The following is a 24,772-nucleotide window of genomic DNA, read 5'->3' as shown; positions in this document are numbered from 1 at the left end:
GTCAAGACTTGACTTATACACATTCTTCACGTTGCGGCGCGGTAGAGCCGGCGCGGGTTGACGGGGGTGGCAAAACGATGTAGCCGAGCGCCGCTGGCCTTGTTCGACAAGGGTTTGCGGGAAGTACGAGAAATGTGCGGTTCCCCACGAAACGGCGGGCCCATGCCGTTCGCTGGCTTTTCCCGGGCCACTTTTCAACAAAGTTATCCACAGGCGGCCGACAGCCGCCGGCAATCCCGAGAAAGATCCTGAACTTAGCGACGAATGTGATGTTTCACTTTAAGTTCGCGGCTTGGCGACTGCCTGCGCAGATCGGGGGCGTCATCGATTCGCTGAACGCGCGGGCGGCTCGTGACTGAGGTTTTCGTGCGCGTCGCGCTCGACCATCCGCTGCCGACGCTTTTCGACTATCGCTGCAACCCGGCGCTGCGTCCCATGCCAGGCATGCTCGTTTGCGTGCCGTTCGGACGGCGGCAGGTGGTGGGGCTCGTTTGCGAGGTGGCGCAGCACAGCGACGTTGCGCCGCAGCGGCTGCGCGATGTCGCCGCGGCCTGTGTCGGCTGCGCGCCGCTTTCGCCCGAGTGGCTCGCCCTCGTGGCATTCGCCGGGGATTACTACCAGCGCTCGACGGGCGAAGTCGCGTTGCCGGCGCTGCCGCAAGCCTTGCGCGACCCGGCTCGCTGGCCACGGCTTTTCGCAAGGCGGAAACTTTATCGGCTGACGAACACCGGCCGCGAGGCGCTGCCCGAAGCACTGCCGGCCCGGGCGAGCGCGCTTCGCCGGCTCGCCATGGCGCTTGGCGACGGCCCGGGGTTGACCGCGGGCGAGGCACGCGCGCTCTGCGCGAAAGCCAGTGCCGCACTCGCCGAATGGGAGACTGCCGGCTGGGTCGAGGCGCGCGAGACCGACGCCCGGGCGGAAGGCGCCGGCTCGGGTGCCTCGAACGTTACGGTGCCTGCGAGCGGCGCGGGCGAGGGCATCGTTTCGGCGCCCTCGCGGCCCACGCTGACCGACGAGCAGGCTGCCGCGGTGGAGGCGATTCGCGAGGCGCGCGGCTTCGCGCCGTTCCTGCTGCACGGTGTGACCGGCAGCGGCAAGACCGAGGTCTACCTGCACGCGCTCGATGCGCTTTTCGCCGCGCAGCCCGACGCCCAGGCGCTCGTGCTCGTGCCGGAAATCAACCTGACGCCGCAGTTCGAGGCCGCGTTTCGCCGCCGGTTCGCCGCATTGCACGGTGCGGCCTCGATCGTCACGCTGCACAGTGCGATGGCGGACGGCGAACGCGCCCAGAGCTGGCTTGCGGCGCACGAGGGCCGTGCGCGCATCGTGCTCGGCACGCGGCTCGCCGTGCTCGCGTCGCTGCCGAACCTTGCGCTCGTGATCGTCGACGAGGAGCACGAGCCCGCTTACAAGCAGCAGGAGGGGCTGCGCTATTCGGCGCGCGACCTGGCGGTCTGGCGCGCCAAGCAGCTTGCGATACCGATCGTGCTGGGCTCGGCCACGCCGTCGCTCGAAAGCTGGTGGCAGGCCGAGCAGGGGCGCTACCGGCGGCTCACGCTCGCGCGCCGCGCGCTGGCCGACGCGGCACTGCCGGCCGTACGTCTGATCGACCTCGAAGAGGAGCGCCGGCGCGGCCGGGCCAGCGCCGAAGGGCTTTCGGCCACGCTCGTGGCGGCGCTCAAGGCACGGCTCGAGCGCGGCGAGCAGAGTCTCGTTTTTCTGAACAGGCGCGGCTATGCGCCCGTGCTCTCGTGCGACGCGTGCGGCTGGGTGGCCGGATGCCCGCGCTGCAGCGCCTATGTGGTGCTGCACAAACCCGAGCGGGCGCTGCGCTGCCATCACTGCGGGTGGGAGACGCGTATCCCGCGCGCGTGCCCGGACTGCGGTAACGTCGATATCGCGCCGTTCGGTCGCGGCACGCAGCGCGTCGAGGAGGCGCTCGCGTTACTCGTGCCCGGTGCGCGTGTGCTGCGCATCGACGCCGACAGCACGCGGCGCAAAGGCAGCGCCGAACAGCTTTTTTCCGACGTTCACGCGGGCGAGGTCGATATCCTAGTCGGGACGCAGATGATCGCGAAGGGGCACGACTTCCAGCGCGTGTCGCTCGTCGGCGTGTTGAACGCCGATGCGGCGCTTTTTTCGCATGATTTTCGCGCCGGCGAGCGGCTGTTCGCGCAGTTGATGCAGGTGAGCGGGCGCGCGGGTCGGGCCGGCTTGGCCGGAGAGGTGCTCGTTCAGACGCGCTATCCACGCCACGCGCTCTATCAGGCGCTCGTGCGCCACGACTACGTGGGGTTTGCGGCGTCGACGCTGGCGGAGCGCCGCGACGCGCGGCTGCCGCCGTTCGTCTACCAGGCGTTGCTGCGCGCCGAAGCGCGCACGCTCGAGGCGGCGCTCGCATTTCTCGGCGCGGCTGCCGCGGCGCTCGGCGAAATCGAGGCGGCCGGGCATGTGACCGTGTACGACCCGGTGCCGATGACCATCGTCAAAGTGGCGAACGCCCATCGGGCGCAACTCCTGCTCGAAAGCGCGTCGCGCGCGGCGCTGCTTGCCACGCTGCGCGCCTGGCAGCCGGCGCTGCGCACGCTCAAGGGCGTGCTGCGCTTCAGTCTCGAAGTCGATCCGCTCGATATCTGACGCCGCCGCCGGCGTTCATGCCCATCGCAGGCGGTAACGGGCGCTGCGCGCGCGTGCGCGGAATTGCCGGGAGTAGCCGGGCTTGACGGTGTCGGTGTCGCCCGACGCTTTTCGGGCGGGCGCGGGTGTGGCCTGCCGCGTTCGTTTCTGCGGCTGCCGGTATCTGGCCGAAAACCGGCCCTCATGTGAACAAAGCATGGCGAGCCTCGCGGGAATGCTTTCGGGGGCTCGGGCGTGATCGTCGAGCGGGCCGATGCGCGGCCGGCTGCGCGATCCGTGAGGCGGCCCCCCGTTCGCCGCGCCACGTTACGCTTTCGTCTGCGTCGTTTCGCGTCAGCGATCGACGAGCGCGCGGGCCTTTTGAGCGCCGTACTGCGCTTCGGCCCGCTCGCGCGCCTGACGCACGCGGGCGATCGCCACGGCCCGGCTCATCGCCGGCGAAGCGCCACGAACGAAAAGCGCGAGGCACACCACGGTCATCGTCCAGATGCCGCCGAGCACAATCCACTTTTCCATTTCGCCTCTCCTTTCGTTCCGCGCCCGACCTCCGGGCGCTCACCTGTGTTTACGGCAGCGCGGCGCGCGCCAAGAGGGGGATGAGAACGTTTTCGGCTCAGGGAAAACACCGACGGGGCAAGACGTGAAAACCGGCGGGTCGATTTCGCGCAACCCATTGCCTGGCAAGGGGCTCGGCAGGGTGCAACCTTTTTGAGGTGGCGGTTGCACCTTTTTATTGGCAGGCGTACGATTCCGCCAACTTTTCTGCGATAGACCGGCAAACAACCGGCGACGAATCATGGCAAGCACCACCCTAGGCGTGAAGGTCGACGACCTCCTCCGTACGCGGCTCAAGGAAGCCGCAGCGCGTCTCGAGCGCACCCCCCACTGGCTCATCAAGCAGGCGATCTTCGCTTATCTCGAGAGAATCGAGCATGGGCAGGTGCCGCCCGAGCTGTCGGGTGCAACCGAGCTCGCGGAGTTCGGCGAAAGCGCGCCCGGCGAGCACGACGAGGATGGTGCGCCACATCCGTTCCTCGACTTCGCGCAGAGCGTGCAGCCGCAGTCCGTGCTGCGTGCCGCGATCACGGCCGCCTACCGGCGCCCCGAGCCCGAGTGCCTGCCGTTCCTGATCGGCGAAGCCCGCATGCCGGCGGCGCTCGCGAGCGATGCGCGCAAGATGGCGGCGGGCCTCGTCGAGGCCTTGCGCGCGAAGCGCACGGGCGGCGGTGTGGAGGGTCTCATTCACGAGTTCTCGCTCTCGAGCCAGGAAGGCGTCGCGCTCATGTGCCTGGCCGAGGCGTTGCTGCGCATTCCCGATCGGGCGACGCGCGACGCGCTCATTCGCGACAAAATCAGCAAGGGCGACTGGAAGTCTCACGTCGGACACGCGCCGTCGCTCTTCGTCAATGCGGCCACCTGGGGTCTCATGATCACGGGCAAGCTCGTTACGACCAATAGCGAGGCAGGGCTCTCGTCCGCGCTCACGCGTCTGATCGGCAGGGGCGGCGAGCCGCTGATCCGCAAGGGCGTGGATATGGCGATGCGCCTGATGGGCGAGCAGTTCGTCACGGGCGAGACGATCTCCGAGGCGCTCGCGAACAGCCGCAAGTACGAAGCGCGCGGTTTCCGCTACTCGTACGATATGCTCGGCGAGGCCGCCACGACGGAAGAAGACGCACAGCGCTACTACGCCTCCTACGAGCAGGCGATCAACGCCATCGGCAAGGCGGCCGGCGGCCGTGGCATCTATGAAGGGCCGGGCATCTCGATCAAGCTCTCGGCGCTGCATCCGCGCTACTCGCGCGCCCAGCAGGAGCGCACGATGAACGAGCTGCTGCCGCGGGTGCGCTCGCTCGCGATCCTCGCGCGCCGCTACGACATCGGCCTGAACATCGACGCCGAGGAAGCGGATCGCCTCGAAATCTCGCTCGATCTGCTCGAAGCGCTGTGCTTCGATCCGGAGCTTGCGGGCTGGAACGGCATTGGCTTCGTCGTGCAGGCCTATCAGAAGCGCTGCCCGTACGTGATCGACTATGTGATCGATCTCGCGCGCCGCAGCCGCCATCGCATCATGGTGCGCCTCGTGAAGGGCGCTTATTGGGACAGCGAAATCAAGCGCGCACAGGTGGACGGCCTCGAGGGCTACCCTGTCTACACGCGCAAGGTCTACACCGACGTGTCGTATCTGGCCTGCGCGAAGCGGCTGCTCGGCGCGCCCGATGCCGTTTTCCCGCAGTTCGCCACGCACAACGCGCATACGCTCTCGGCGATCTATCACCTTGCCGGGCAGAACTACTATCCGGGGCAGTACGAGTTCCAGTGTCTGCACGGCATGGGCGAGCCGCTCTATGAAGAGGTGACGGGCCGCGACAAGCTGAACCGGCCCTGCCGCATCTACGCGCCCGTCGGCACGCATGAAACGCTGCTCGCCTACCTCGTGCGGCGTCTGCTGGAAAACGGCGCGAACACCTCGTTCGTCAACCGCATCGCCGACGAAACCGTGCCGGTCGATTCCCTCGTTGCCGACCCGGTCGACGAGGCATCGAAGATCGTGCCGCTTGGCGCGCCGCACGCGAAGATCCCGCTGCCGCGCCAGCTCTACGGCGCCGAGCGCCTCAATTCGACGGGGCTCGATCTCTCGAACGAGCACCGGCTCGCGTCGCTCTCGTCGGCGCTGCTCGCGAGTGCGCATCATACGTGGCGTGCCGCGCCGATGCTCGGCAGCAACGAGCCGGCCACGGGCACCGCGCGCGACGTGCGCAACCCGGCCGATCAACGCGATCTCGTCGGCACCGTCGTCGAGGCGACGCGAGAGCATGTGAATACCGCGCTCGCGAATGCCGTTGCGGCGGCACCGATCTGGCAGGCGACGCCGGTGGAGGCCCGTGCGGACTGCCTGGCCCGCGCGGCCGATCTGCTCGAGGCGCAGATGCACACGCTGATGGGCCTCATCGTGCGCGAGGCCGGTAAATCGCTGCCGAACTCGATCGCCGAAATCCGCGAAGCCGTCGATTTCCTGCGCTATTACTCGGCGCAGATCCGAGACGAATTCTCGAACGACACGCACCGCCCCCTCGGGCCGGTCGTCTGCATCAGCCCGTGGAACTTCCCGCTTGCGATTTTCATGGGGCAGGTGGCCGCGGCGTTGGCCGCGGGCAACACGGTGCTCGCGAAGCCGGCCGAGCAAACGCCGCTCATTGCCGCGCAGGCGGTACGTATTCTGCGTGAGGCCGGCGTGCCGGCCGGCGCCGTGCAACTGCTGCCCGGCGACGGCGAGACGGTCGGCGCGGCGCTCGTGGCCGACGCACGCGTGCGTGCCGTCATGTTCACGGGTTCCACGGAAGTCGCTCGCCTCATCAACAAGACGCTTTCGAGCCGGCTCGACCCGGACGGCAGGCCGATTCCTCTGATTGCCGAGACGGGCGGCCAGAACGCGATGATCGTCGATTCGTCGGCGCTCGCGGAGCAGGTGGTCGCCGACGTCATGCAGTCGGCCTTCGACTCGGCTGGCCAGCGCTGCTCGGCGCTGCGCGTACTGTGTCTGCAGGACGACGTGGCCGAGCGCACGCTCACGATGCTCAAGGGCGCCATGCGCGAGCTGTCGGTCGGCAACCCCGATCGGCTCTCGGCCGACGTCGGCCCCGTCATCGACGGCGAGGCGCGCCGCACGATCGAGAACCATATCGCCGCAATGCGCGAGAAGGGCCGCGCCGTCACGCAGCTTCCGCTCGATCAGGCCTGCGCGCACGGCACGTTCGTCGCGCCGACGCTGATCGAAATCGACAGCCTTGCCGAACTCAAGCGCGAGGTTTTCGGGCCCGTGCTGCACGTCGTGCGGTATCGCCGCGCCGAACTGGATCAACTGCTCGAGCAGATCCGCGCGACGGGCTACGGACTCACGCTCGGCATCCATACGCGCATCGACGAAACCATCGCACACGTGATCGGGCGGGCACATGTGGGCAACATCTACGTGAACCGCAACGTGATCGGCGCAGTGGTGGGGGTGCAGCCGTTCGGCGGCGAGGGGCTGTCGGGCACGGGGCCGAAGGCCGGCGGCGCGCTCTATCTGCAGCGGCTGCTTGCGAAGCGCCCGGCCGGCTTGCCGAAGGCGCTCGCGGCCGCGCTCGTCGCCGACACCCGCGAGGCGCAGGCGGACGGCGCCGCGGCGTCGAGCCCGCGCGCTGCGCTTGCGGCGTTGCGCGACTGGCTCATCGCCGAGCGCGAGCCGGCGCTCGCGGCCCGCTGCGACGGTTATCTGGAAAACCTGCCGGCGGGCGCCACCGCGGTGCTGCCGGGGCCGACGGGCGAACGCAATACCTATACGCTCGGCGCGCGAGGCACGGTATGCTGCGTGCCTTCGACGGCGAGCGGCGCGCGCGCCCAGCTCGCGGCCGTGCTGGCGACGGGCAACCGCGCGTTGTTCTCGGGTGCGGCCGGCGAGGCGCTCGTGGCCGCGCTGCCGGCGCCGCTCAAGGCGTTTGCGAGCGTGCAGCCGAGTACCGACGCGCCTTACGATGCGGTTCTTTTCGAAGGCGACAGCGACGAGCTGCTGGCGTTCGTGAAGGAAGTGGCCAAGCGTCCGGGGCCGATTGTGTCCGTGCAAGGCGTGGCGACGAACGCGTTCGCCGACGGCGCCGACGAGGACTACGCGCTGGAGCGTTTGCTCACCGAGCGCTCGGTCAGCGTGAACACGGCTGCGGCGGGCGGCAATGCGAGTTTGATGACGATCGGCTGAGCGACCCTTGCCGATGGATCAAAAACGGAAGCGGCACGGCGAACCCGAAGCCGCTCCACACCTACCTGGTACCAAGGAGAAGATATGCAACACAAGATGAAACAGCTGGCGGGCGCGACGCTGGCAGCAGCGGCTGCGCTGATGGGGACGGCACACGCACAGCAGGCCGAGCAGGTGAAGGTCGGCTTTGCCGCGCCGATGACGGGCGCACAGGCGCACTACGGCGTCGACATGCAAAACGGCGTGACGCTCGCGATCGAAGATTTCAATGCGACGAAGCCCGTGATCGGCGGCAAGCCGGTGCAGATCGTGCTGGACACGGCTGACGACCAGGCTGACCCGCGCACGGGCACGACGGTCGCGCAAAAGCTCGTGGACGACGGCATCAAGGGCATGCTCGGCCACTTCAACTCGGGTACGACGATCCCGGCCTCGCGCATCTACGCGAACGCCGGCATTCCGCAGATCGCGATGGCGACGGCACCCGAGTACACGCAGCAAGGCTTCAAGACGACGTTCCGCATGATGACCTCGGACACGCAGCAAGGTTCGGTCGCGGGCACGTACGCCGTGAAGACCCTCAAGATGAAGAAGATCGCGGTGGTGGACGACCGCACCGCGTACGGCCAGGGTCTGGCCGACCAGTTCGTGAAGGCCGCCAAGGCCGCCGGCGCGACGATCATCGATCGCGAGTACACGAACGACAAGGCTGTGGACTTCAAGGCCATTCTGACGAAGCTGAAGGCCGCGAACCCGGAACTGATCTACTTCGGCGGCGCGGACGCGCAGGCTGCGCCGATGGTCAAGCAGATGAAGTCGCTTGGCATCAAGGCGTCGCTGATGGGCGGCGAGATGGTCCACACGCCGGACTTCCTGAAGATCGCCGGCGACTCGGCCGACGGTACCTACGCATCGCTCGCGGGCCTGCCGCTCGACAAGATGCCTGGCGGCGGCGATTACGTGGCGAAGTACAAGAAGCGCTTCGGCAAGGATGTCGAGACGTACTCGCCGTACGCGTACGACGGTGCAATGGCCATGTTCAAGGCGATGCAGAAGGCAAACTCGACCGATCCGGCGAAGTACCTGCCGTTGCTCGCGAAGACCGACATGGCCGGCGTCACGACGATCCACCTCGCGTATGACGAGCGCGGCGATCTGAAGAACGGCGGCATCACGATCTACAAGGCCCAGGGCGGCAAGTGGACGACGCTCGATACGGTCGGCGCCAAGTAATGCATTAACGCACTAACGCGCGCGACGCGTGGCGAGCCGCGCGGACGCATGACGAAAGCCCTGTGGGATTCGCGTCCCGCAGGGCTTTTTTGTGGGAGCGGCTTGCCGCGCCTTTATCCGAGGTGCGTCCGCTTGGCCGGCGAGGAGGCGGGCGCCATGGCGGCGAGCCCTTGTACGATGCCGCAGGCGTCGACGCTGCGCGCGCCCGTGCATTGTTCGCGCAGCTTCACGAGCTGGCTCTTGAGCCGCGCGAGTTCCGCGAGTCGCGCCTCGACGTGGCCGATATGCTCGTCGAGCAGGGCGTCGATGGACCCGCAGCGGCCGGCCGGATCGTCCATGAGGCCAAGCAGCGCGCGTATTTCGTCGTGTGTCATGTCGAGTGCGCGGCAGTTGCGGATGAAGCGCAGGCGCTCGAGGTGCTCCTCCGTGTACTGCCGATAGTTCGCCTCCGTACGGTGGGCACCCTGCATGAGTCCCGATTTCTCGTAGAAACGGATCGTCTCGGTCGTGCAGCACGCTGCCTTCGCCAGTTCGCCGATTTTCATGATGTCGCCCTCATTGCCGCGACCTTGGCCTTCGCCACGATGGTTGACCTTGGAGTTACTTCAGGGTGTTAACTGTACTCCATCGCCAGATCGAGGAAGCCATCATGTCCGAACCGCCGCATCAGGCCGGTTGTGCCGCCCACGTGTCCTGCTGTGACCACGAGCACGAGCACGCGCCGGAGCGCGCCGCGTTGCCGCTTGCCGAAGAGACGGCCGACGGCGTGCGCACGGCGATTCGAATCATGCAGATGGACTGCCCGACCGAGGAGCGGCTGATTCGCGACAAGCTCACCGGCATGGCAGGCGTAAGCGGCCTCGAGTTCAATCTGATGCAGCGCGTGCTGACCGTGGTTCACGCGCCCGATGCGCGCGAGCGCATTCTCGATACGATCCGCTCGCTCGGTTTCATTCCCGAGGTGGTTGGGGGCACGCAGCCCGCCACTGCCGCTACGGTGCCCATGCGCCGGTGGTGGCCGCTCGCCGTGGGCGGCGCGGCCGCGGCGGCGGCGGCGGCCGAGGCTGTTTCCTGGATGGGCTTGCCGGGCTGGTTCGCGGGCGCGCTGGGCGGCTTCGCGATCGCATTTTCGGGGCTCGGCACCTACCGCAAAGGCTGGATCTCGATTCGCAACGGCCAACTCAACATCAACGCGCTGATGAGCATCGCGGTCACCGGCGCGATGCTGCTCGGGCAGTGGCCCGAAGCGGCAATGGTAATGGTGCTTTTCGCGCTGGCCGAACTGATCGAGGCGAAGTCGCTCGATCGCGCGCGCAATGCCATCGAGGGGCTGATGCGCCTCGCCCCCGAGATGGCGACCGTACAGCAGGCCGACGGCAGTTGGGCCACCGTTCGCGCACGCGACGTCGCCCTCGGCGCGCTCGTGCGTGTGCAGCCGGGCGAGCGTATCGCGCTCGACGGCGCCGTGGTCGAGGGGCGCTCGACCGTGAACGAGGCGGCGATCACGGGTGAGAGCCTGCCCGTCGAGAAAGGCGTGGGCGACGCCGTGTTCGCGGGCACCGTCAACGAGGCCGGCTCGTTTCACTATCGCGTGCGCGCCGCGGCTGGCGATACGACGCTTGCGCGCATCATTCACGCCGTCGAAGCCGCACAAGGCAAGAAGGCGGCGACGCAGCGCTTCGTCGACCGTTTCTCGCGCATCTATACGCCGATCGTCGTTGCCATGGCGGCCGCCGTGGCCGTCATCGCGCCGCTCGCGCTCGGCGGCGGCTGGCGCGAATGGATCTATCGGGCGCTGGTGCTGCTCGTCATCGCGTGCCCGTGCGCGCTCGTCATTTCCACGCCCGTTACGATCGTGAGCGCGCTCGCGGCCGCGGCGCGACGCGGCATCCTGATCAAGGGCGGCGTCTATCTGGAGCAGGGGCGGCGGCTGCGCTGGCTCGCGCTCGACAAGACGGGCACCCTCACCCATGGCAAGCCCGTGCGAACCGATTTCGAACCCTGTGGCGCACTTGGCGACGCCGATTGCCTGCGGCTCGCCGCGAGCCTCGGCGCGCGCTCGAACCATCCGGTATCGCGGGCCATCGCCGCGAGCGCCGGGGCGGCCGCGGCGGCGACGGTGGCTGGGTTCGAGGCGTTGCCGGGCCAGGGCGTCGCGGGCGTGATCGACGGCCAACGCTACTGGCTCGGCAATCACGCGCTCGTCGAGGCGACGCACCGCTGCGTGCCCGAAATAGAAGCCCGGCTCGAGCGCATCGAACGTCAGGGCAAGACAGCGGTGGTGCTGTTCGACGAGCGACACCCGCTGGCCGTCTTCGGCGTGGCGGATACGGTCAAGGAAACGAGCCGGGTGGCCGTGGCCGAGCTGCACCGTCTCGGCATTCGCACGGCCATGCTGACGGGCGATAACGCGCATACGGCGCGAGCCATCGGCGACGCCGTGGGGATCGACGACGCGCGCGGCGGCCAGTTGCCCGAGGATAAGCTGCGCGCGGTCGAATCGCTGGCGGCGGGCGGCGCCGTTGTCGGGATGGTCGGCGACGGCATCAACGATGCGCCGGCGCTCGCGCGCGCCCACATCGGATTCGCGATGGGCGCGCTGGGCACCGACGCGGCGATCGAGACCGCCGACGTCGCGCTGATGGACGACGATCTGCGCAAGATCGCTTCGTTCGTCCGGCTCTCGCGGGCGACGCATGCGGTGCTCGTGCAAAATATCGTTTTTGCCCTGGCGATCAAGCTCGTCTTTTTCGGGCTTACGCTCGCCGGCCTCGGTACGATGTGGATGGCCGTCTTCGCCGATGCGGGAGCGAGCCTCGTCGTCGTCGGTAACGGGCTGCGGCTGCTGCGCAAGTGAGCCGGCGCCGAACCAGCGGGCGGCGGCCGGCGCCGCAAGCGCCTCGCCACTGGCGGCGTACGGCAATCGTGCCGCGGTGAAGGTGAAAGTGCCCGCGGATGCCGGTTCGAATCCGGATCGGGACGAAGATTCAGACCACGAAGCCCGGGAGGTTTGCGCCATGAAAGTCAAACGCATCGTAATGAATCTTTACGCGCCCGACGTTGCGCTCGCCGCATCGTTCTATCGCGACCTGTTCGAGCTCGATGTGCTGATGGATCACGGCTGGCTCGTGACACTAGGCTGCGCCGAGCGCATGACCGTGCAGATGAGTCTTGCCTCCGAGGGCGGCTCCGGCACGCTGGTGCCGGATCTGTCCATCGAGGTCGACGACCTCGACGCCATCCTGGCGCGCGTGCGCGATGCCGGTCTGCCGATCGAGTACGGCCCCGCGGACGAGCCGTGGGGCGTGCGGCGCTTTTATCTGCGCGATCCGTTCGGCCGGCTCGTCAACGTGCTCGTGCACACTTGATCGGTGGGGCATGCGGTTGCCTCGCACGCCACCCGCTCAGTCTTTCCTGACCGAATATTCCGCCGATCCCTACGGCCGGCGCTCCTGTCGCCACGCGCGGCCTCGGCCGTTAAAGTTGCAGTACGGTGGCAGTACGGTGGCAGTACGCAGCAACACGCCGATGTCCCGTAACGGGGAACTGCGGGGGAACTGCGGGGGAACTGCGGGGGAACTGCGGGGGAACTGCGCCCGCGCGGGGAAACGTTTGCGCGTTCGATCTGCCGTATAGCCCAGAGAAAGCCAGCGGTCCAATCAAGGAAAAAAGGAAAAGAAGACATGAACGACCAGCAGCGCAACGAGCTGGAAACGGCGATTTCACGGAGGACATTTCTATACAGCCTGGGCGCGCTCGCGCTCTCGGCGTGCGGAGGCGGCGCCGCCGCGAGTGCCGAATCGGCGGTGAGTCGAACGGGCAGCACCACATCGGCCTCGGCTTCGACGCTCAAGTTCGCCCCTGCCGTGACGGGCGAAGCCGCGGTCTCGACGAGTGCCGCGTTCGTGCATCCGGGGCTCCTCCACACGCAGGTCGATTTCGACCGCATGGCGCAAAAGGTCGCGGCGCAGTCGTCGCCCTGGTACGAGTGCTGGACCAGGCTGATCTCGAACGGCCATGCGAGCCTTTCGTGGACGCCGCGCCCGCAGGTCGAAGTCGATCGCGGCGGCACCGGTACGCAGAACTACCCGGTGCTCTACAACGACATCGCGGCCGCGTACGCCTGCGCGCTGCGCTGGAAGGTGAGCGGCGACACGCGCTATGCCGACAAGGCGGTGCAGATCATGAACGCCTGGTCGTCCACGCTGCAGCGTCTTGGCGGCGACAGCAACGTCGATTTGGCTGCCGGTATCTACGGCTACGAATTCGCCAACGCCGGCGAGATCATGCGCGACTACGCCGGCTGGGCCCCGGCCGATTTCGCCGCGTTCCAGGCGATGATGCGCAACATCTTCTATCCGATCAACGCAGACTTTCTCGATCGCCACAACAACACCGACATCACGCATTACTGGGCGAACTGGGACCTTTGCAACATCGCCTCGGTCATGGCCATCGGCGTGCTGTGCGACGACCATACGCTCTTCGATTCGGCCGTGAACTACTTCCTCGGCGGCCAGGGCAATGGCGCGATCGCGCAGGCGGTCTATTACGTGCACCCGGGCTACCTGGGCCAGTGGCAGGAGACGGGCCGCGACCAGGGGCACAATACGCTCGGCATCGCGTTGGGCGGCGCGATCTGCGAGATGGCCTGGAATCAGGGCATCGATTTGTACGGCCACGACAACAACCGCTTTCTTGCCGGCGCCGAATACGTGGCGAAGGCAAATCTCGTGCAGTCCGACGGCACCTATCTCACGGTCCCCTACGTGACGTATTCGAACGTCGATGTGACCCAGCCCGGTTTCTCCACGGCGTCACAGGGAACGATCCGGCCATGCTGGGCGCTCGTCTACAACCACTACGTCAATCGCAAGGGACTCGCCGCGCCCTGGTCGACCCGATTCGCTCAGGCGATCCAGCCCGAGGGCGGCGGCGGCAACTACGGGTCGACGAGCGGGGGCTACGATCAGCTCGGCTACGGCACGCTCACCTGCACGCGCGATGCCGTGACGCCGGCGGGCGCGCCGAGCGGGCTTACCGCGTACCCGAGCGCGGGCCGCGTCGTGCTGTCCTGGTGGGGCGTTGCAGGCGCGACGGGCTACAGCGTCAAACGTGCCGCGAATACGGGCGGGCCCTATACGACGATTGCCAGCGGCATCGCCGATCCGCTGACCTATACGGACAGCCCCGACGCGGGCACGTGGTACTACGTCGTGAGCGCAACGGGGTCATCGGGCGAGACGGCGAATTCCAGCGAGGCCGTGGCGGTCACCGCGCTTCAGTTGCATACGTACCTTCCGTTCGACGAAGCGAGCGGTGCGACGGCCGCCGATGCCACGGGCAACGCCCACTCGGCCACGCTCGCCCCGGGTGCGTCGTTCGGCGCGGGCAAGCTCGGCAATGCACTCGTGCTCGACGGCACGAGCGGCTACGCGAACTTGCCGAACGACCTGCTCGCCGACGTTTCCGATTTCACCATTGCCGCGTGGGTATATTGGACGAGCGCGAAGCGTTGGGCACGTGTATTCGATTTCGGCGCGGGTACGGGGCGCTATATGTTCCTTTCGCCGATGGGCGGAGCCGGCGTGGTGCGCTTCGCCATTACGACCAACGGCGGTCATGGTGAACGTCGCCTCGACGGCAAGGCGGCGCTGCCGACGAATCAGTGGACGCATGTGGCGGTGACGCTCGCGGGCACGACGGCGACGCTCTATGTCGACGGCGCGGCCGTGGCGAGCGCCGGCGACGTCGTGTTTGCGCCGTGGCGCATCGGCAAGACCGCGCAGAACTGGATCGGCCGCTCGCAGTTTTCGGGCGACCCGCGTTTCAGCGGCTCGATCGATGAGTTGCGCATCTATCGCGGGGCGATGACGTCCGATCAGGTCGCCGCACTCGCGCAAGGCACGTGACCGCCCTGGCGGCGGGGCGCGTTACGCCGCGCGCGTGACGCGGCGCTCGACGCGGCCCAGGCGAACAACGGTGACGCCGGGCCGCAATTGCCTGAGAGACGGCATCACCAGCATGCAGTCGTCGTAAGGCGTGACCACCGGCTCGCCATCGGACCAGCCGATGACCGTGCCGGCGTGCGGGAAGACTTCGAGCCCGGTATAGGGCCCGGCGAAACGGAAATCCATGCTCCGTGCGACTACGGGCTCGGTCACGCGCACGATCGACATCGTTTCGGGCAGCGGCCGGAACCACTCGCCCGGCAGATCGCCTTGGTCGATTGCGCCGGAGAGCACCAGGAACCGGGCCGTACAATCGCGCGCCACCTCGAGCGCGCGTCGCTCCCAATGCTGCCCGCATTCGATCAGGAGCGCGTTGCGCGCACTGCCGGCGCGGCCGAAGTCCGCGTAGTCGCGCATGCGGCGGCCCTCGGGATGGCCCGCATCGCAGATCACTGTAGCCGGCGTGCCGAGCGCGAGTGCGAGGTCGATGCCTTTATCGAGTGGGCCCGCGACGATAAGCGGCGCGCTTTTTTCATGCATCGAATGGAGATCGAGCAGCAGATCGACGGTATCGACCACGGGCCGCATGGCGTGCGCACGCGCGAGTTCCGTCGACGTCAGGGCCTCGTCGTCGAGGCGTTCCGGCATCCACACCCGATTGAAATCCTGGTCGACGAAACGGGAAGCATCGGGACGGGCACGCTCGAAGCGCGCATAGGCCGCGACGTTCGCGAACGCGAGCGCGATACGGCCGCGGCGCGGCCGCAGGCCCATACGCAGCAGCGCGTCGACGACGATCGCGCCGCAGACTTCGTTGCCGTGCGTGAGCGCATTGATCATCACGTGCGGGCCGGCCAGGCCCGAATCGAAGCTGTGGACGTACTCGACGCCGGTGTTGCCGGCCGCGTGGGCTGAAATGTCGGGAAAATCGACTTCGATCGGGTAGTTGTCTTCGGTCATCGGTCGGGGTGGCCGTCGGACGGTGGGTGGCGGTCGTCGGACGGCGGGCGGAAGAGGACGATGCGAAAGTGTGGCACCGCGCGGCGGCGCCGCGCTAGGACGATCCTGCCGAGCGGCCGGCGGAGGTATCGCGCAACGGCGGCATCGGCCGGCGCACGGCCGTCTCCCGCACGAGCGCCGCCGCCGTCGATCGCTTCAGCGCAAACGGAAGATCGAAACGGCCGATTGCAGGCCGCTTGCCTGCGATTCGAGCGAGGCGGCGGCCGCCGCGGCTTGCTCGACGAGCGCCGCGTTTTGCTGGGTCACGGAATCCATCTGCGAGACTGCATCGCTGACCTGGCCGATCCCCTTGCTCTGCTCGACCGAGGCGGCGGCGATCTCGCCCATGATGTCGGTGACGCGCCGCACGGACTGCATGATTTCCGTCATCGTCACGCCCGCCGAATCGACGAATTCCGTACCGTGCCGCACGCGCTCGACCGAATCCTGGATCAGCGTCTTGATCTCTTTGGACGCCGCTGACGAGCGTTGCGCGAGCGAGCGCACTTCGGATGCGACGACGGCGAACCCGCGGCCCTGCTCGCCCGCGCGCGCCGCCTCCACAGCCGCATTCAGCGCGAGAATGTTGGTCTGGAACGCGATACTTTCGATCATGCCGACGATATCGGCGATCCGGTCCGAACTCGCGTTGATGCCGCTCATCGTATCGATGACCTGCGTCACGATCGTGCTGCCGCGTTCGGCCACCTGCACGGCCTGTGCGGCTACCTGGCTCGCCTGCCGCGCGTTTTCGGCATTCTGGTTGACGGTGGACGTGAGCTCTTCCATGCTGGCTGCGGTTTCCTGCAGCGAAGCCGCCTGCTCTTCGGTACGCTGCGAGAGGTCCTGATTACCCGAGGCGATCTGGCTCGTGGCGGTGGCGATCGAATCGCTCGATATCTTGATCGAGCGGATCGTGCCGGCCAATTGCTCCTGCATGCGTTTCATCGAATAAAGCAGGCTGTGGCGATCTGTCGCGGCAATGTCGACCGTGACGGCGAGGTCGTTGTTGGCGATGCGCTCGGCGATCTGCGCGGCATAGGCGGGCTCGCCGCCGAGCGTGCGCCTGATGCCGCGATTGATGGCGACGACCACGGCGCTCAGCAGCGCGGCCGCCACGGCGAGCCAGCCGATGCTTTGATAGAGCGCTGTGCGAAAGGCGGCGTCGATGTCGTCGATGTAGACGCCTGTCATGAAGATCCAATCCCACGGCCGATAGCTGTCGTTGTACGACAGCTTCGGAAAGACACCCGCCGCATTCGGCTTCGAAAACGAATAAGTGGTGAAGCCATGGCCGTCGCGCTTGATTTGAGCTACGACGTCCTGATAAAGCGGCACGCCGTTCGGGTCCGTGAATCCGGCCATGTTGCGCCCCTGCAGCTCGGGCTTGAACGGGTGCATCAGCACGACGGGCTGCGAATCGAGGATCGTGAAATAACCGGAGCCGCCGTAACGCATGTTACGCACGACTTCGAGGGCTTTGGTTTTCGCTTCGTCCTGGGGGATCGTGCCGGCGGCGGCTTGATCGGCGAACGTTTTAACCACGCTCAGTGCCACTTCGGTTGCATGCACGAGATCGGCTTTTCGTTCTTCGAGGCGAATTGCGCGGGTGCGCCATGCATCGGTGACGGCCAATGCGGCGAGACAAACGAGGCTGATCAAAAGCGGCAGCCACAGCTTCTGCGAGAAAGACAGCTTCACCGACGACTCCTTTGGGGAACGGACGCGAGTCCGGCGGCTCGCGTCTCTTTGGATATACGGTGATTACGGCCTGCTTTCAGCAAACATTAGGGTCGTGTGGAGAATATTTCCTCGAAAAAGCTGTCGTATTAGTAATACCTATTTGCCGATCCGGAATTTCGTGCGCTCGTTTTCTCAAATGAAGGTGAATACCTGTTCGCGCGGAAGACGGGATTTCGGCAGCGCGGCATTGAAGTCCTGTTCGCTGCGATGGCCGAAAGCGGCGAGTACGACGCTCGTGAAGCCGAGCTCGCGCAAGCCGAGTTCGTGGTCGAGCGCGGCTTGGTCGAAGCCTTCCATCGGGGTGGCCTCGATGCCGAGCGTCGCTGCGCCGACGAGCAGGCCGCCCAGTGCCAGGTAGACCTGCTTTTCCATCCATTGCTGAATGTCGCGCTGGCCGTAGCGGTGCAATTCGACATACGAGCGGCGCGCCTTGTCCTGCCCGGCTTTCGCGCCATCCTTCGTGAAACGCCCGTCGCGCTCTTCCTGCTCGAGCACTGCGCGCAGATGTTGCTCGTCCATATCCGCGCGCACGCATAGGGCGATCACGTGAGATGCGTCGCGTACCTTCGGTTCGTTGTAGCTGTAGGTGCCCTGCGTGGCCTTCGCGATTCGGGCGCGGCCCTCGGGCGTCGAGGCGACGACGTGGTGCCACGGCTGCGAGTTCACGGAAGACGGGCTCAGGTGCAGCGTGCTCAAGAGGGCTTCGACGTCGGTTCGAGCGAGGGCGCGGCCGGCATCGAAGGCCTTCGCGGTGTGGCGGGTGTGGAGTGCGTCGATGAGGTTCATATAAGTCCTTTCGGGTTTTGGTTTTTGGTTTTTGGTTCTCGAGTGCCTGGCCGAGCCGCGCCCGCGGTCATAATCCTTCGAGCACGATCTTGCCGCGCGCGCGCCCGCTTTCGATCACTGCGTGCGCGCGGCGCAGGTTGTCTGCGTCGATCCTGCCGAAGTGTTCGGCAAGGGTCGTGCGCAGCGTCCCGGCGTCGATCAGTGCTGCCACGCGCTCGAGAATGTCGTGCTGGCGGATCATATCGGGCGTCTCGAAAAGGGCGCGCGTGAACATCAGCTCCCAGTGCAGCGAAATCGACTTGCGCTTGAGCGGCATCGCATCGAGCACGGCCGGATCGTCGATCACGGCGAGACGGCCTTGCGGCGCCAGTGCTTCGACGATCTCGCCGTAGTGCTGATCGGTGTGCGTAAGGCTCGCGACATAGCGGACCGATGGCAGGCCCAGTGGCTGCAGCCCGCGCGACAATCCGCCGCTGTGGTCGATCACGTCGTGGGCGCCGAGCTCGCGCACCCAGGCCCGCGTCTCGTCGCGCGAGGCCGTGCCGATTACGCGCAGCTTCGTGAGCTGCCGCGCGAGTTGCGTCAGCATCGAGCCGACTCCGCCGGCGGCGCCGACGATGAGGATCGCATCGCCCTCGCCGCCACCGGCTTCCACGCCAAGTCGATCGAAGAGCAGCTCCCAGGCGGTGAGCGAAGTGAGCGGCAGCGCGGCCGCACGGGCATCGTCCAGCGATTTCGGTTTGTGGCCGGCGATGCGCTCGTCCACGACGCCATATTCGGCATAGGCGCCGGGCCGCGCGATCGAGCCCGCGTAATAGACGTCGTCGCCGGGCGCGAAGCGCGTCACGTCGCGGCCGACGGCCTCGACCCGGCCCACCGCATCCCAGCCGAGCACGCGCGGGCTGGCGGTTGGCGAGCGGCGCACTTTCGTGTCGACGGGATTGACGGCGATAGCGCGAATCTTCACGAGCAGGTCGCGTGGCCCGGGTACAGGCTGGGCAAGCTCCGTCTCGTAAAGCGAACGCGGATCTTCGACGGGCAGTTCGTGCTGCTGATAGACGATCGCCTTCATGCTGATTTCCTTTGGAAGAGGGGCCGCGTACGGCGGCGGTTCTCGCAGGCCGAATGATCGTCCGGACAGGCTTGTCGAAAAATAGCGAAAATAGGGCAGCACTTTCACTGTGGAAATGAAAATGATCCGCCTGGACGACTTGATGCTTTTCGTGCGTACGGCTGCGCTCGGGAGTTTTTCGAATGCCGCGCGCGAAGCGGATTTGCTGCCGGGCCAGGTCAGTGCGGCGATTCAGCGGCTCGAGCGGGAGCTGGACGTGCGGCTTTTTGCGCGATCGACACGCAGCCTGCGCCTCACGGCCGAGGGCGATCAATATCTGCCCTACGCCGAGGAGGTGCTTGCGACGCTGCGCGAAGGCGGGGAGCGGTTGCGTGGCGAAGCGCATGCGCTGCAGGGGCTGCTGCAGATCGCGGCGCCGTCTGATCTTGGCCGCAACGTGCTGCTGCCTTGGATCACGGCGTTTCGCGAGGCGCATCCGCGGCTTTCCGTGCGGCTCTTTCTGTCCGACCAACTGGCCGACGTGTTCCGCGATCCCGTGGACATTGCGATTCGCTACGGCGTGGCCGATGAAGCGAGCTACGTGGCGTTGCCGCTCGTCGACAACCGCCGCGTGCTCGTGGCCTCGCCCGCATACCTGGGGCGGCACGGACGGCCGCAGGCGCTCGAGGACCTCAAGCGGCACCGCTGCCTGCTGTACGAGCGGGCGGGGCGCGTCTACGACAAATGGGTGTTCCCCGCGGACGGCGCGCGCCGCGTGGTGGCGGTGGCGGGATCGCTCTTTTGCGACGATGCCGACGTTATTCGCCGCTGGGCCGTGGACGGGCAGGGCGTCGCCTACAAATCCTGGCTCGACGTGTGCGCCGACGTGCGGGCCGGCCGCCTGGAGGTGCTGTTGCCCGAGCAGCTCGGCGAGCTGACGCCGCTGAATCTGATTTGTCCGCATCGCAAGCAGTTCTGGCCAGCGACGCGCGCGCTGCACGCGGTGCTGCGGGAAAAACTCGCGGCGCTGGCGTCGGACGCCCCGGCGGCGCGGGGCTGACGAGGGATGCGATTGGCACACTCACCGCGATGGGCGGAACTGTCTCAGCCCTCATTTCGGAAGGGGAAATTTGTCTGGGGCATACTTGTGGAATTTTCAGCCGCACAAAAGACCATGCGCGGAGCAGCGATTCAGGAATATCCGACACGTTTTTCAGAAGCGGGGTGCGCCGTGACCTTCTACCATTCATGGGTACGCCGCATCGTGCGGCCTGGCCGGCGGCAAAGATAACGATGGCAACAAAGACGCGCCGGGATTCCGCCGAACAACTTGGGACGCGTATCCGACATGGCTGACTTCGTGAGCTTGGCGTTGACGGCGCTCGTCGCGGCGGGCGCGGGTTCGGCCATAGGCTACGGCGCGGGGCGCAGGCGACGGCGCACGCGGGCGGCCGCCCCCGAGGGCGACGCGACGCGGCCCGTATCCGCCGCACTTACCGCAGGCATCGCACGGCCGGGCAAGGCGGGCGCGGCATCGCAATCGGTGGACGTGCGCGGCGGCGATCCGCTTACGCGGCTGCCCAACCGCGCCATCGTCAACGAGCGGCTCGAATCGGCCCTCGCCGAGGCCCAGGCGGACGGCCGACGAGTCGGCCTTCTGCTGATCGATCTCGACAAGTTCAAGGAAATCAACGACGCCCGCGGACATACGAGCGGCGACCGCGTGTTGTGCGCGGTGGCGGCGGCGCTTTTGCAATGCGCATCATCGGTCGGCATGCTCGCGCGGCTTGCATCCGACGAATTCGCGCTCGTCGTGGTCGCGAACGCGGACGACCCCGGCCTCACCGTCGTCGCGGGTCGGATTGCCGCCGTGCTTTCGCAAGGCTTCGACATCGACGGCCACACGATCAGGCTTTCGGCGAGCATCGGTGTGGCGCGCGCGCCGGTGGACGGGGGCGACGCGCAAGCATTGTTTCGCGCGGCCGACGCGGCACTGGAGTCGGCCAAGCGCGCGGGCGGCAATCAATTCCGCTTTCACGACCCCGTGGCCGCGCGCGCGATCCACGAGCGCGCGGAACTCGCGAAGGCGCTGCATGGGGCGCTCGATCGCGACGAGTTCGCACTGCTCTTTCAGCCTATCGTTGCCTTGCCCGGGGGAGCCATCATCGGCGCGGAGGCGCTGTTGCGCTGGAAACACCCGCAGCGGGGGCTCATCGGCCCCGACGAGTTCGTCGATCTGGCTGAAGAAAACGGTGCGATCGTCCCGATTGGCGAATGGGTGCTCGAGCAGGCCTGCCGGACGGTCGCGCGTTGGAATGCGCGTGGCGGGAGCATGCTGCGCGTTTCCGTCAACGTGTCGCCGCGTCAATTCGTCTCGTGCGATCTCGTACAAAGCGTGCAGCGGGCGCTGGCCGTGAGCGGCTGCGAGCCGCAATGGCTCATGCTCGAAATCACCGAGAGTCTGCTGCTGGAAGACGGCTCGCAGGTGCGCGCGGCACTGGAGGCGCTGGCGGAGATGGGCGTGGCCGCCGCCATCGACGATTTCGGCACCGGCTACTGCGGGCTTAGTTATCTCGGCAAATTCCCCGTACGTGCGCTCAAGATCGATCGCTCGTTCGTGCGCGGCCTCGAGGGCGATACGCACAAGCTCGCGCTCGTTTCCGCGATCGTCTCGATGGCGCATGCGTTTTCGCTCGACGTCGTGGCCGAGGGCGTGGAGACACGCAGCGAAGCCGAATTGCTGGCCGCGCTCGGCTGCGGCAAGGCGCAGGGTTATCTGTTCGGCCGGCCGATGCCGGCTGAACAGTTCGACCTCGGGCTCGAACCGATGGCGTCGTGAGGGGTTCACTGCGCGTAAGTGGTTAGCCCCGCCCGCGCGGGATGTGCGACGTGGGCGAGGCACGCGGGGCGCCTGCCTGTAGAGGTGGATGTTCAAGGGCTCGCTGGCTGGCCGACGGGACTCCTTTGCTTACAGGCTGGCGCGTTGGCGCTGCGCTCAGTTCGGTTGCCAGAACGCTCGATTCGGCGCTCGACCAAGGCGGTTCGTCGCGAACGCGATCGCGCCCGCGGCGGCGTTGCCGAGCGCGCTGAGCGCCACAGGCAGCACATAGCTGTGGGTTTTGTCGAAGGCGAACCCAGCCGCGCTCGGGCCGACGAGCGTTCCGATCGCCACGCTCGTCGAAAGCGCGCCGATGATCGCGCCGACGTGGCGGCCGCCGAAGTGATCGGCGACGATCGCCGGCAGGACGGCCACCCAACCGCCATAGAAAAGCCCGAACGACAGGGCGAACAGCATCAGCATCCACCAGCTCGCAGCCGCCGCCCAGATGGCGAGCGTGACCGCCATTCCGGCATAGACGACGACCAGGAACGTATCCCGGCCGATACGGTCGGCGACATTGCCGAGCAAGACGCGGCCCGCCGTGCTGCCAGCGCCGATGGCGCCGAACAGCAGCACGGCGCGTGCGGCACTCACGTGATGATCGATGGCGAACGGCACGAGGTGCACGAACGGAACGAACACGCCGAGCGAACTGGCGAGGCAGGCCGCATAAAGGCCGATGAACCGCGGGCTGCGCCACGCTCGGGCGAGCGGCACACCTGAAGTCGGGGGCGCCGATGCCTGATCCGAATCGGGGGCGTCGCCATCGGGCAGCAGGCCCCGGCGGCGCGGATCGTCTTCCAGCAGCAGCGCCATGCCCGTTCCGATGGCCGCGGCCACGATGCCCAGCAGGAGATAGGTCTCGCGCCAGCCGAAGCGTGCGATCAGCCAGGTCGCGAGCGGTGGCATGACGAGGGTGCCGACACCGATGCCGCTGACGGCGAGCCCCGACGCGAACGCACGCCGCCTGACGAACCAGCGTTGCACGACGCCGACGGTCGGCACGAATGCCGTCCCGACGCCCAGACCGATCCCGAGGCCATAAAAGGCGTAAACCGCGGCGATCGTGTTCGCATGGCTGGCGAGTGCGAAGCCAGCGCCCACCAATAACATCCCGGCCACGGCGAGCCGTTTGGTTCCCCACCGGTCCGCCAGAGGGCCGGAGGCCGCACCGAGCGCGAAGTAAAGGAATCCCGCGATCGAGAAGACGAGCGCGACCGAGCCGCGCGACGCGCCGAACTCGGCTTGCAGTGGTTGGACGAACGAGCTGAACGTATAGGCGCAGCCGAATCCGATGAAGGTAACGGCGAAAGCGGCGGCAACGACGACCCACCCATGGAAAAGCTTTCGCTCGGCAGTCACGGTAGTCATGATGAACTCCCGGTGTTCGCGCGATGAGCGCGGATTGAAAGGGCGCACGGCCATCCGATGATGGGTGAGGCGGGTGACGTGCTGCCGGCTGCTTTCCGGCACTTGCGCGTAGCTGTGAAGCGCACCATCGAGGGCAGCGATGCGTTGAAGCTGTGACTGCACCACTTGGCGCGAGGACAGCGCCGGGTCTTGATCAAGGCTGCGATCCCGGTGAGGCCCATGTAGGCCCAATCGTCGGAATGGGGCGTCATTCGGCTTTCTCCGGCACGGGCACCTGCTGTGCCTATGCATTAGCTAAACTCTTTAAGTGACAGCGGTGTCGCGATGCACGGACACGCGCTGAAGTCCCTATAATCCAACCGTGATGCGGCCGGGGCAACCGAGAAAATCTGCCTGATTTGGTTTAGAAAAACTAAATGAGTACTCGTCGAATTCCGCCATTGAACGCGTTGAAGGCATTCGAGTCCGCGGCACGGCACCTGTCGGTGAAGCTGGCGGCCGAGGAGCTCTGCGTGACGCCCGGCGCTGTCAGCCAGATGATCAAGGCGCTCGAGCAGCACCTTGGCGTGCGGTTGTTCGAGCGCGAGAAACGGGGCATTTATCTGACGCGCGCGGGGCGCGAATATCTTCCGTCGATCCGCAATGCGTTTCGTCAGATTGCCGAAGCATCGCGGCGCGTGATGGAGACGGCGGACGACGGCGTGTTGACGGTCAGTGTCACGCCGTTTTTTGCATCGGCGTGGCTGGTTCCGCGCATGGCGACGTTTCAGCAAGCGCATCCGGACCTCGATTTGCGGATCGTCACGGGGACTTCGTTGGTGGATTTCTCGCGTAGCGGTGTGGATGTGGCGATTCGCCATGGCCTTGGCCGCTATTCGGGCATGCGCTGCGACCGGGTGTTGACGGTGGAGATGGTGGCGGCTGCGGCGCCAGGGCTCGTCGAACGTTTCGGGTTGCCCGCGGGGCCAGCCGATCTCGCGCGGTGGCCGCACGTGCACGATGCGGATCGCAAGGCCTGGAGCCTTTGGTTCGAGCGCAATGGTGTCGATGAAGTGGGGCCCCCGCGCGGCCCTTCGTTCGACGATGCGGGTTTGCTGTTGAAAGCGGTGCTGTCGGGGCAGGGCGCGGGGCTCTTGCCGGCCGCGCTCGTCGACGAGGAAATGGCGAGCCGGCGATTGGTACGGCTCGTGGCAGCCACGTATATCGAAGAGCTTGCTTATTACCTCGTGTGCCCCGAGGGCACGCAGGATCGCGCCAAGGTGGCGGCGTTTCGAGAGTGGATCCTCCGATGGCCGGCGGCGCGGCGGTAGACGCCGCTGGGCGGTCTGTAAAGGCGGGGCGCTTTGGGCGGTCCATCCGACCTCGGTGCCGCAATCAAGCGA

The 24,772-nt window shown here is 66.9% G+C and carries 16 protein-coding genes; 9 read left to right on the top strand and 7 right to left on the bottom strand.

Annotation, left to right across the window (positions count from 1 at the left end; genetic code table 11):
- The first annotated feature begins 351 nt into the window (after positions 1-351).
- A complete protein-coding gene (locus U0034_RS09880; RefSeq protein WP_085229985.1) occupies positions 352-2,637 on the top strand; it encodes a primosomal protein N' in 2,286 nt (761 codons plus the stop codon).
- A gap of 333 nt (positions 2,638-2,970) precedes the next feature.
- Here the strand turns inward: U0034_RS09880 and U0034_RS09875 are convergent, their stop codons facing one another.
- The gene (locus U0034_RS09875; RefSeq protein ID WP_085229984.1) at positions 2,971-3,153 is read right to left on the bottom strand and encodes a hypothetical protein; all 183 of its coding nucleotides are present in this window, start codon (positions 3,151-3,153) and stop codon (positions 2,971-2,973) included.
- A 280-nt stretch (positions 3,154-3,433) separates the two neighbouring features.
- Here U0034_RS09875 and putA point away from each other — a divergent pair, with 280 nt between their 5' ends.
- Complete coding sequence (gene putA, locus U0034_RS09870) at positions 3,434-7,375, top strand: trifunctional transcriptional regulator/proline dehydrogenase/L-glutamate gamma-semialdehyde dehydrogenase (protein ID WP_085229983.1); 3,942 nt, start codon at positions 3,434-3,436, stop codon at positions 7,373-7,375.
- Positions 7,376-7,459: 84 nt separating this feature from the next.
- On the top strand, positions 7,460-8,608 hold the full coding sequence (locus tag U0034_RS09865) for a branched-chain amino acid ABC transporter substrate-binding protein (RefSeq protein ID WP_085229982.1): 1,149 nt from the start codon (positions 7,460-7,462) through the stop codon (positions 8,606-8,608).
- 113 nt (positions 8,609-8,721) lie between these two features.
- On the opposite strand, the gene cadR is transcribed toward U0034_RS09865, so the two are convergent.
- Positions 8,722-9,153 carry a Cd(II)/Pb(II)-responsive transcriptional regulator gene (gene cadR, locus U0034_RS09860; RefSeq protein WP_085229981.1) on the bottom strand — a complete coding sequence of 144 codons (432 nt, stop codon included), beginning with the start codon at positions 9,151-9,153 and terminating at the stop codon, positions 8,722-8,724.
- 104 nt (positions 9,154-9,257) lie between these two features.
- Between cadR and U0034_RS09855 the strand changes: the two genes are divergently transcribed.
- The 3 genes from U0034_RS09855 (at position 9,258) to U0034_RS09845 (ending at position 14,520) form a co-directional block, all read left to right on the top strand.
- Positions 9,258-11,465 carry a heavy metal translocating P-type ATPase gene (locus U0034_RS09855; RefSeq protein WP_085229980.1) on the top strand — a complete coding sequence of 736 codons (2,208 nt, stop codon included), beginning with the start codon at positions 9,258-9,260 and terminating at the stop codon, positions 11,463-11,465.
- A gap of 160 nt (positions 11,466-11,625) precedes the next feature.
- A complete protein-coding gene (locus tag U0034_RS09850; RefSeq protein ID WP_085230035.1) occupies positions 11,626-11,976 on the top strand; it encodes a VOC family protein in 351 nt (116 codons plus the stop codon).
- A 315-nt stretch (positions 11,977-12,291) separates the two neighbouring features.
- Positions 12,292-14,520 (top strand): LamG-like jellyroll fold domain-containing protein, encoded by a 2,229-nt coding sequence (locus tag U0034_RS09845; RefSeq protein WP_085229979.1) that lies wholly within the window; start codon positions 12,292-12,294, stop codon positions 14,518-14,520.
- Between the two features lie 21 nt (positions 14,521-14,541).
- Here the strand turns inward: U0034_RS09845 and U0034_RS09840 are convergent, their stop codons facing one another.
- The 4 genes from U0034_RS09840 to U0034_RS09825 form a co-directional block, all read right to left on the bottom strand.
- Positions 14,542-15,519 carry a M14 family metallopeptidase gene (locus U0034_RS09840; protein WP_085229978.1) on the bottom strand — a complete coding sequence of 326 codons (978 nt, stop codon included), beginning with the start codon at positions 15,517-15,519 and terminating at the stop codon, positions 14,542-14,544.
- 195 nt (positions 15,520-15,714) lie between these two features.
- Positions 15,715-17,259, bottom strand: coding sequence for a methyl-accepting chemotaxis protein (locus U0034_RS09835; protein WP_085229977.1), 1,545 nt, complete (start codon positions 17,257-17,259; stop codon positions 15,715-15,717).
- A 174-nt stretch (positions 17,260-17,433) separates the two neighbouring features.
- The gene (gene nfsB / locus U0034_RS09830; RefSeq protein WP_085229976.1) at positions 17,434-18,087 is read right to left on the bottom strand and encodes an oxygen-insensitive NAD(P)H nitroreductase; all 654 of its coding nucleotides are present in this window, start codon (positions 18,085-18,087) and stop codon (positions 17,434-17,436) included.
- A 67-nt stretch (positions 18,088-18,154) separates the two neighbouring features.
- The gene (locus tag U0034_RS09825; RefSeq protein WP_085230033.1) at positions 18,155-19,159 is read right to left on the bottom strand and encodes a zinc-binding alcohol dehydrogenase family protein; all 1,005 of its coding nucleotides are present in this window, start codon (positions 19,157-19,159) and stop codon (positions 18,155-18,157) included.
- Positions 19,160-19,280: 121 nt separating this feature from the next.
- Between U0034_RS09825 and U0034_RS09820 the strand changes: the two genes are divergently transcribed.
- A complete protein-coding gene (locus tag U0034_RS09820; protein WP_085230034.1) occupies positions 19,281-20,198 on the top strand; it encodes a LysR family transcriptional regulator in 918 nt (305 codons plus the stop codon).
- Between the two features lie 288 nt (positions 20,199-20,486).
- Positions 20,487-21,977, top strand: coding sequence for a putative bifunctional diguanylate cyclase/phosphodiesterase (locus U0034_RS09815; protein ID WP_085229975.1), 1,491 nt, complete (start codon positions 20,487-20,489; stop codon positions 21,975-21,977).
- A gap of 156 nt (positions 21,978-22,133) precedes the next feature.
- Here the strand turns inward: U0034_RS09815 and U0034_RS09810 are convergent, their stop codons facing one another.
- Complete coding sequence (locus tag U0034_RS09810; RefSeq protein ID WP_085230032.1) at positions 22,134-23,390, bottom strand: MFS transporter; 1,257 nt, start codon at positions 23,388-23,390, stop codon at positions 22,134-22,136.
- A 416-nt stretch (positions 23,391-23,806) separates the two neighbouring features.
- On the opposite strand from U0034_RS09810, the gene gcvA reads away from it, so the two are divergent.
- Positions 23,807-24,700 carry a transcriptional regulator GcvA gene (gene gcvA / locus U0034_RS09805; RefSeq protein WP_085229974.1) on the top strand — a complete coding sequence of 298 codons (894 nt, stop codon included), beginning with the start codon at positions 23,807-23,809 and terminating at the stop codon, positions 24,698-24,700.
- The last annotated feature ends 72 nt before the right edge of the window (positions 24,701-24,772 follow it).

Origin of the sequence: Trinickia caryophylli (genome assembly GCF_034424545.1) — a bacterium.
GTDB lineage: Bacteria > Pseudomonadota > Gammaproteobacteria > Burkholderiales > Burkholderiaceae > Trinickia > Trinickia caryophylli.
Note: the sequence above shows the minus strand (reverse complement) of the source record. Positions and strands in the feature narration are given on the sequence as shown.

Excerpts from the sequence above, each read along its gene's own strand:
- U0034_RS09855 (WP_085229980.1), top strand. The coding sequence starts at position 9,258 with ATGTCCGAACCGCCGCATCAGGCCGGTTGTGCCGCCCACGTGTCCTGC.
- U0034_RS09810 (WP_085230032.1), bottom strand. The coding sequence starts at position 23,390 with ATGACTACCGTGACTGCCGAGCGAAAGCTTTTCCATGGGTGGGTCGTC.
- U0034_RS09820 (WP_085230034.1), top strand. The coding sequence starts at position 19,281 with ATGATCCGCCTGGACGACTTGATGCTTTTCGTGCGTACGGCTGCGCTC.
- putA (WP_085229983.1), top strand. The coding sequence starts at position 3,434 with ATGGCAAGCACCACCCTAGGCGTGAAGGTCGACGACCTCCTCCGTACG.
- cadR (WP_085229981.1), bottom strand. The coding sequence starts at position 9,153 with ATGAAAATCGGCGAACTGGCGAAGGCAGCGTGCTGCACGACCGAGACG.
- U0034_RS09865 (WP_085229982.1), top strand. The coding sequence starts at position 7,460 with ATGCAACACAAGATGAAACAGCTGGCGGGCGCGACGCTGGCAGCAGCG.
- nfsB (WP_085229976.1), bottom strand. The coding sequence starts at position 18,087 with ATGAACCTCATCGACGCACTCCACACCCGCCACACCGCGAAGGCCTTC.
- U0034_RS09875 (WP_085229984.1), bottom strand. The coding sequence starts at position 3,153 with ATGGAAAAGTGGATTGTGCTCGGCGGCATCTGGACGATGACCGTGGTG.
- U0034_RS09845 (WP_085229979.1), top strand. The coding sequence starts at position 12,292 with ATGAACGACCAGCAGCGCAACGAGCTGGAAACGGCGATTTCACGGAGG.
- U0034_RS09815 (WP_085229975.1), top strand. The coding sequence starts at position 20,487 with ATGGCTGACTTCGTGAGCTTGGCGTTGACGGCGCTCGTCGCGGCGGGC.
- U0034_RS09825 (WP_085230033.1), bottom strand. The coding sequence starts at position 19,159 with ATGAAGGCGATCGTCTATCAGCAGCACGAACTGCCCGTCGAAGATCCG.
- gcvA (WP_085229974.1), top strand. The coding sequence starts at position 23,807 with ATGAGTACTCGTCGAATTCCGCCATTGAACGCGTTGAAGGCATTCGAG.
- U0034_RS09850 (WP_085230035.1), top strand. The coding sequence starts at position 11,626 with ATGAAAGTCAAACGCATCGTAATGAATCTTTACGCGCCCGACGTTGCG.
- U0034_RS09840 (WP_085229978.1), bottom strand. The coding sequence starts at position 15,519 with ATGACCGAAGACAACTACCCGATCGAAGTCGATTTTCCCGACATTTCA.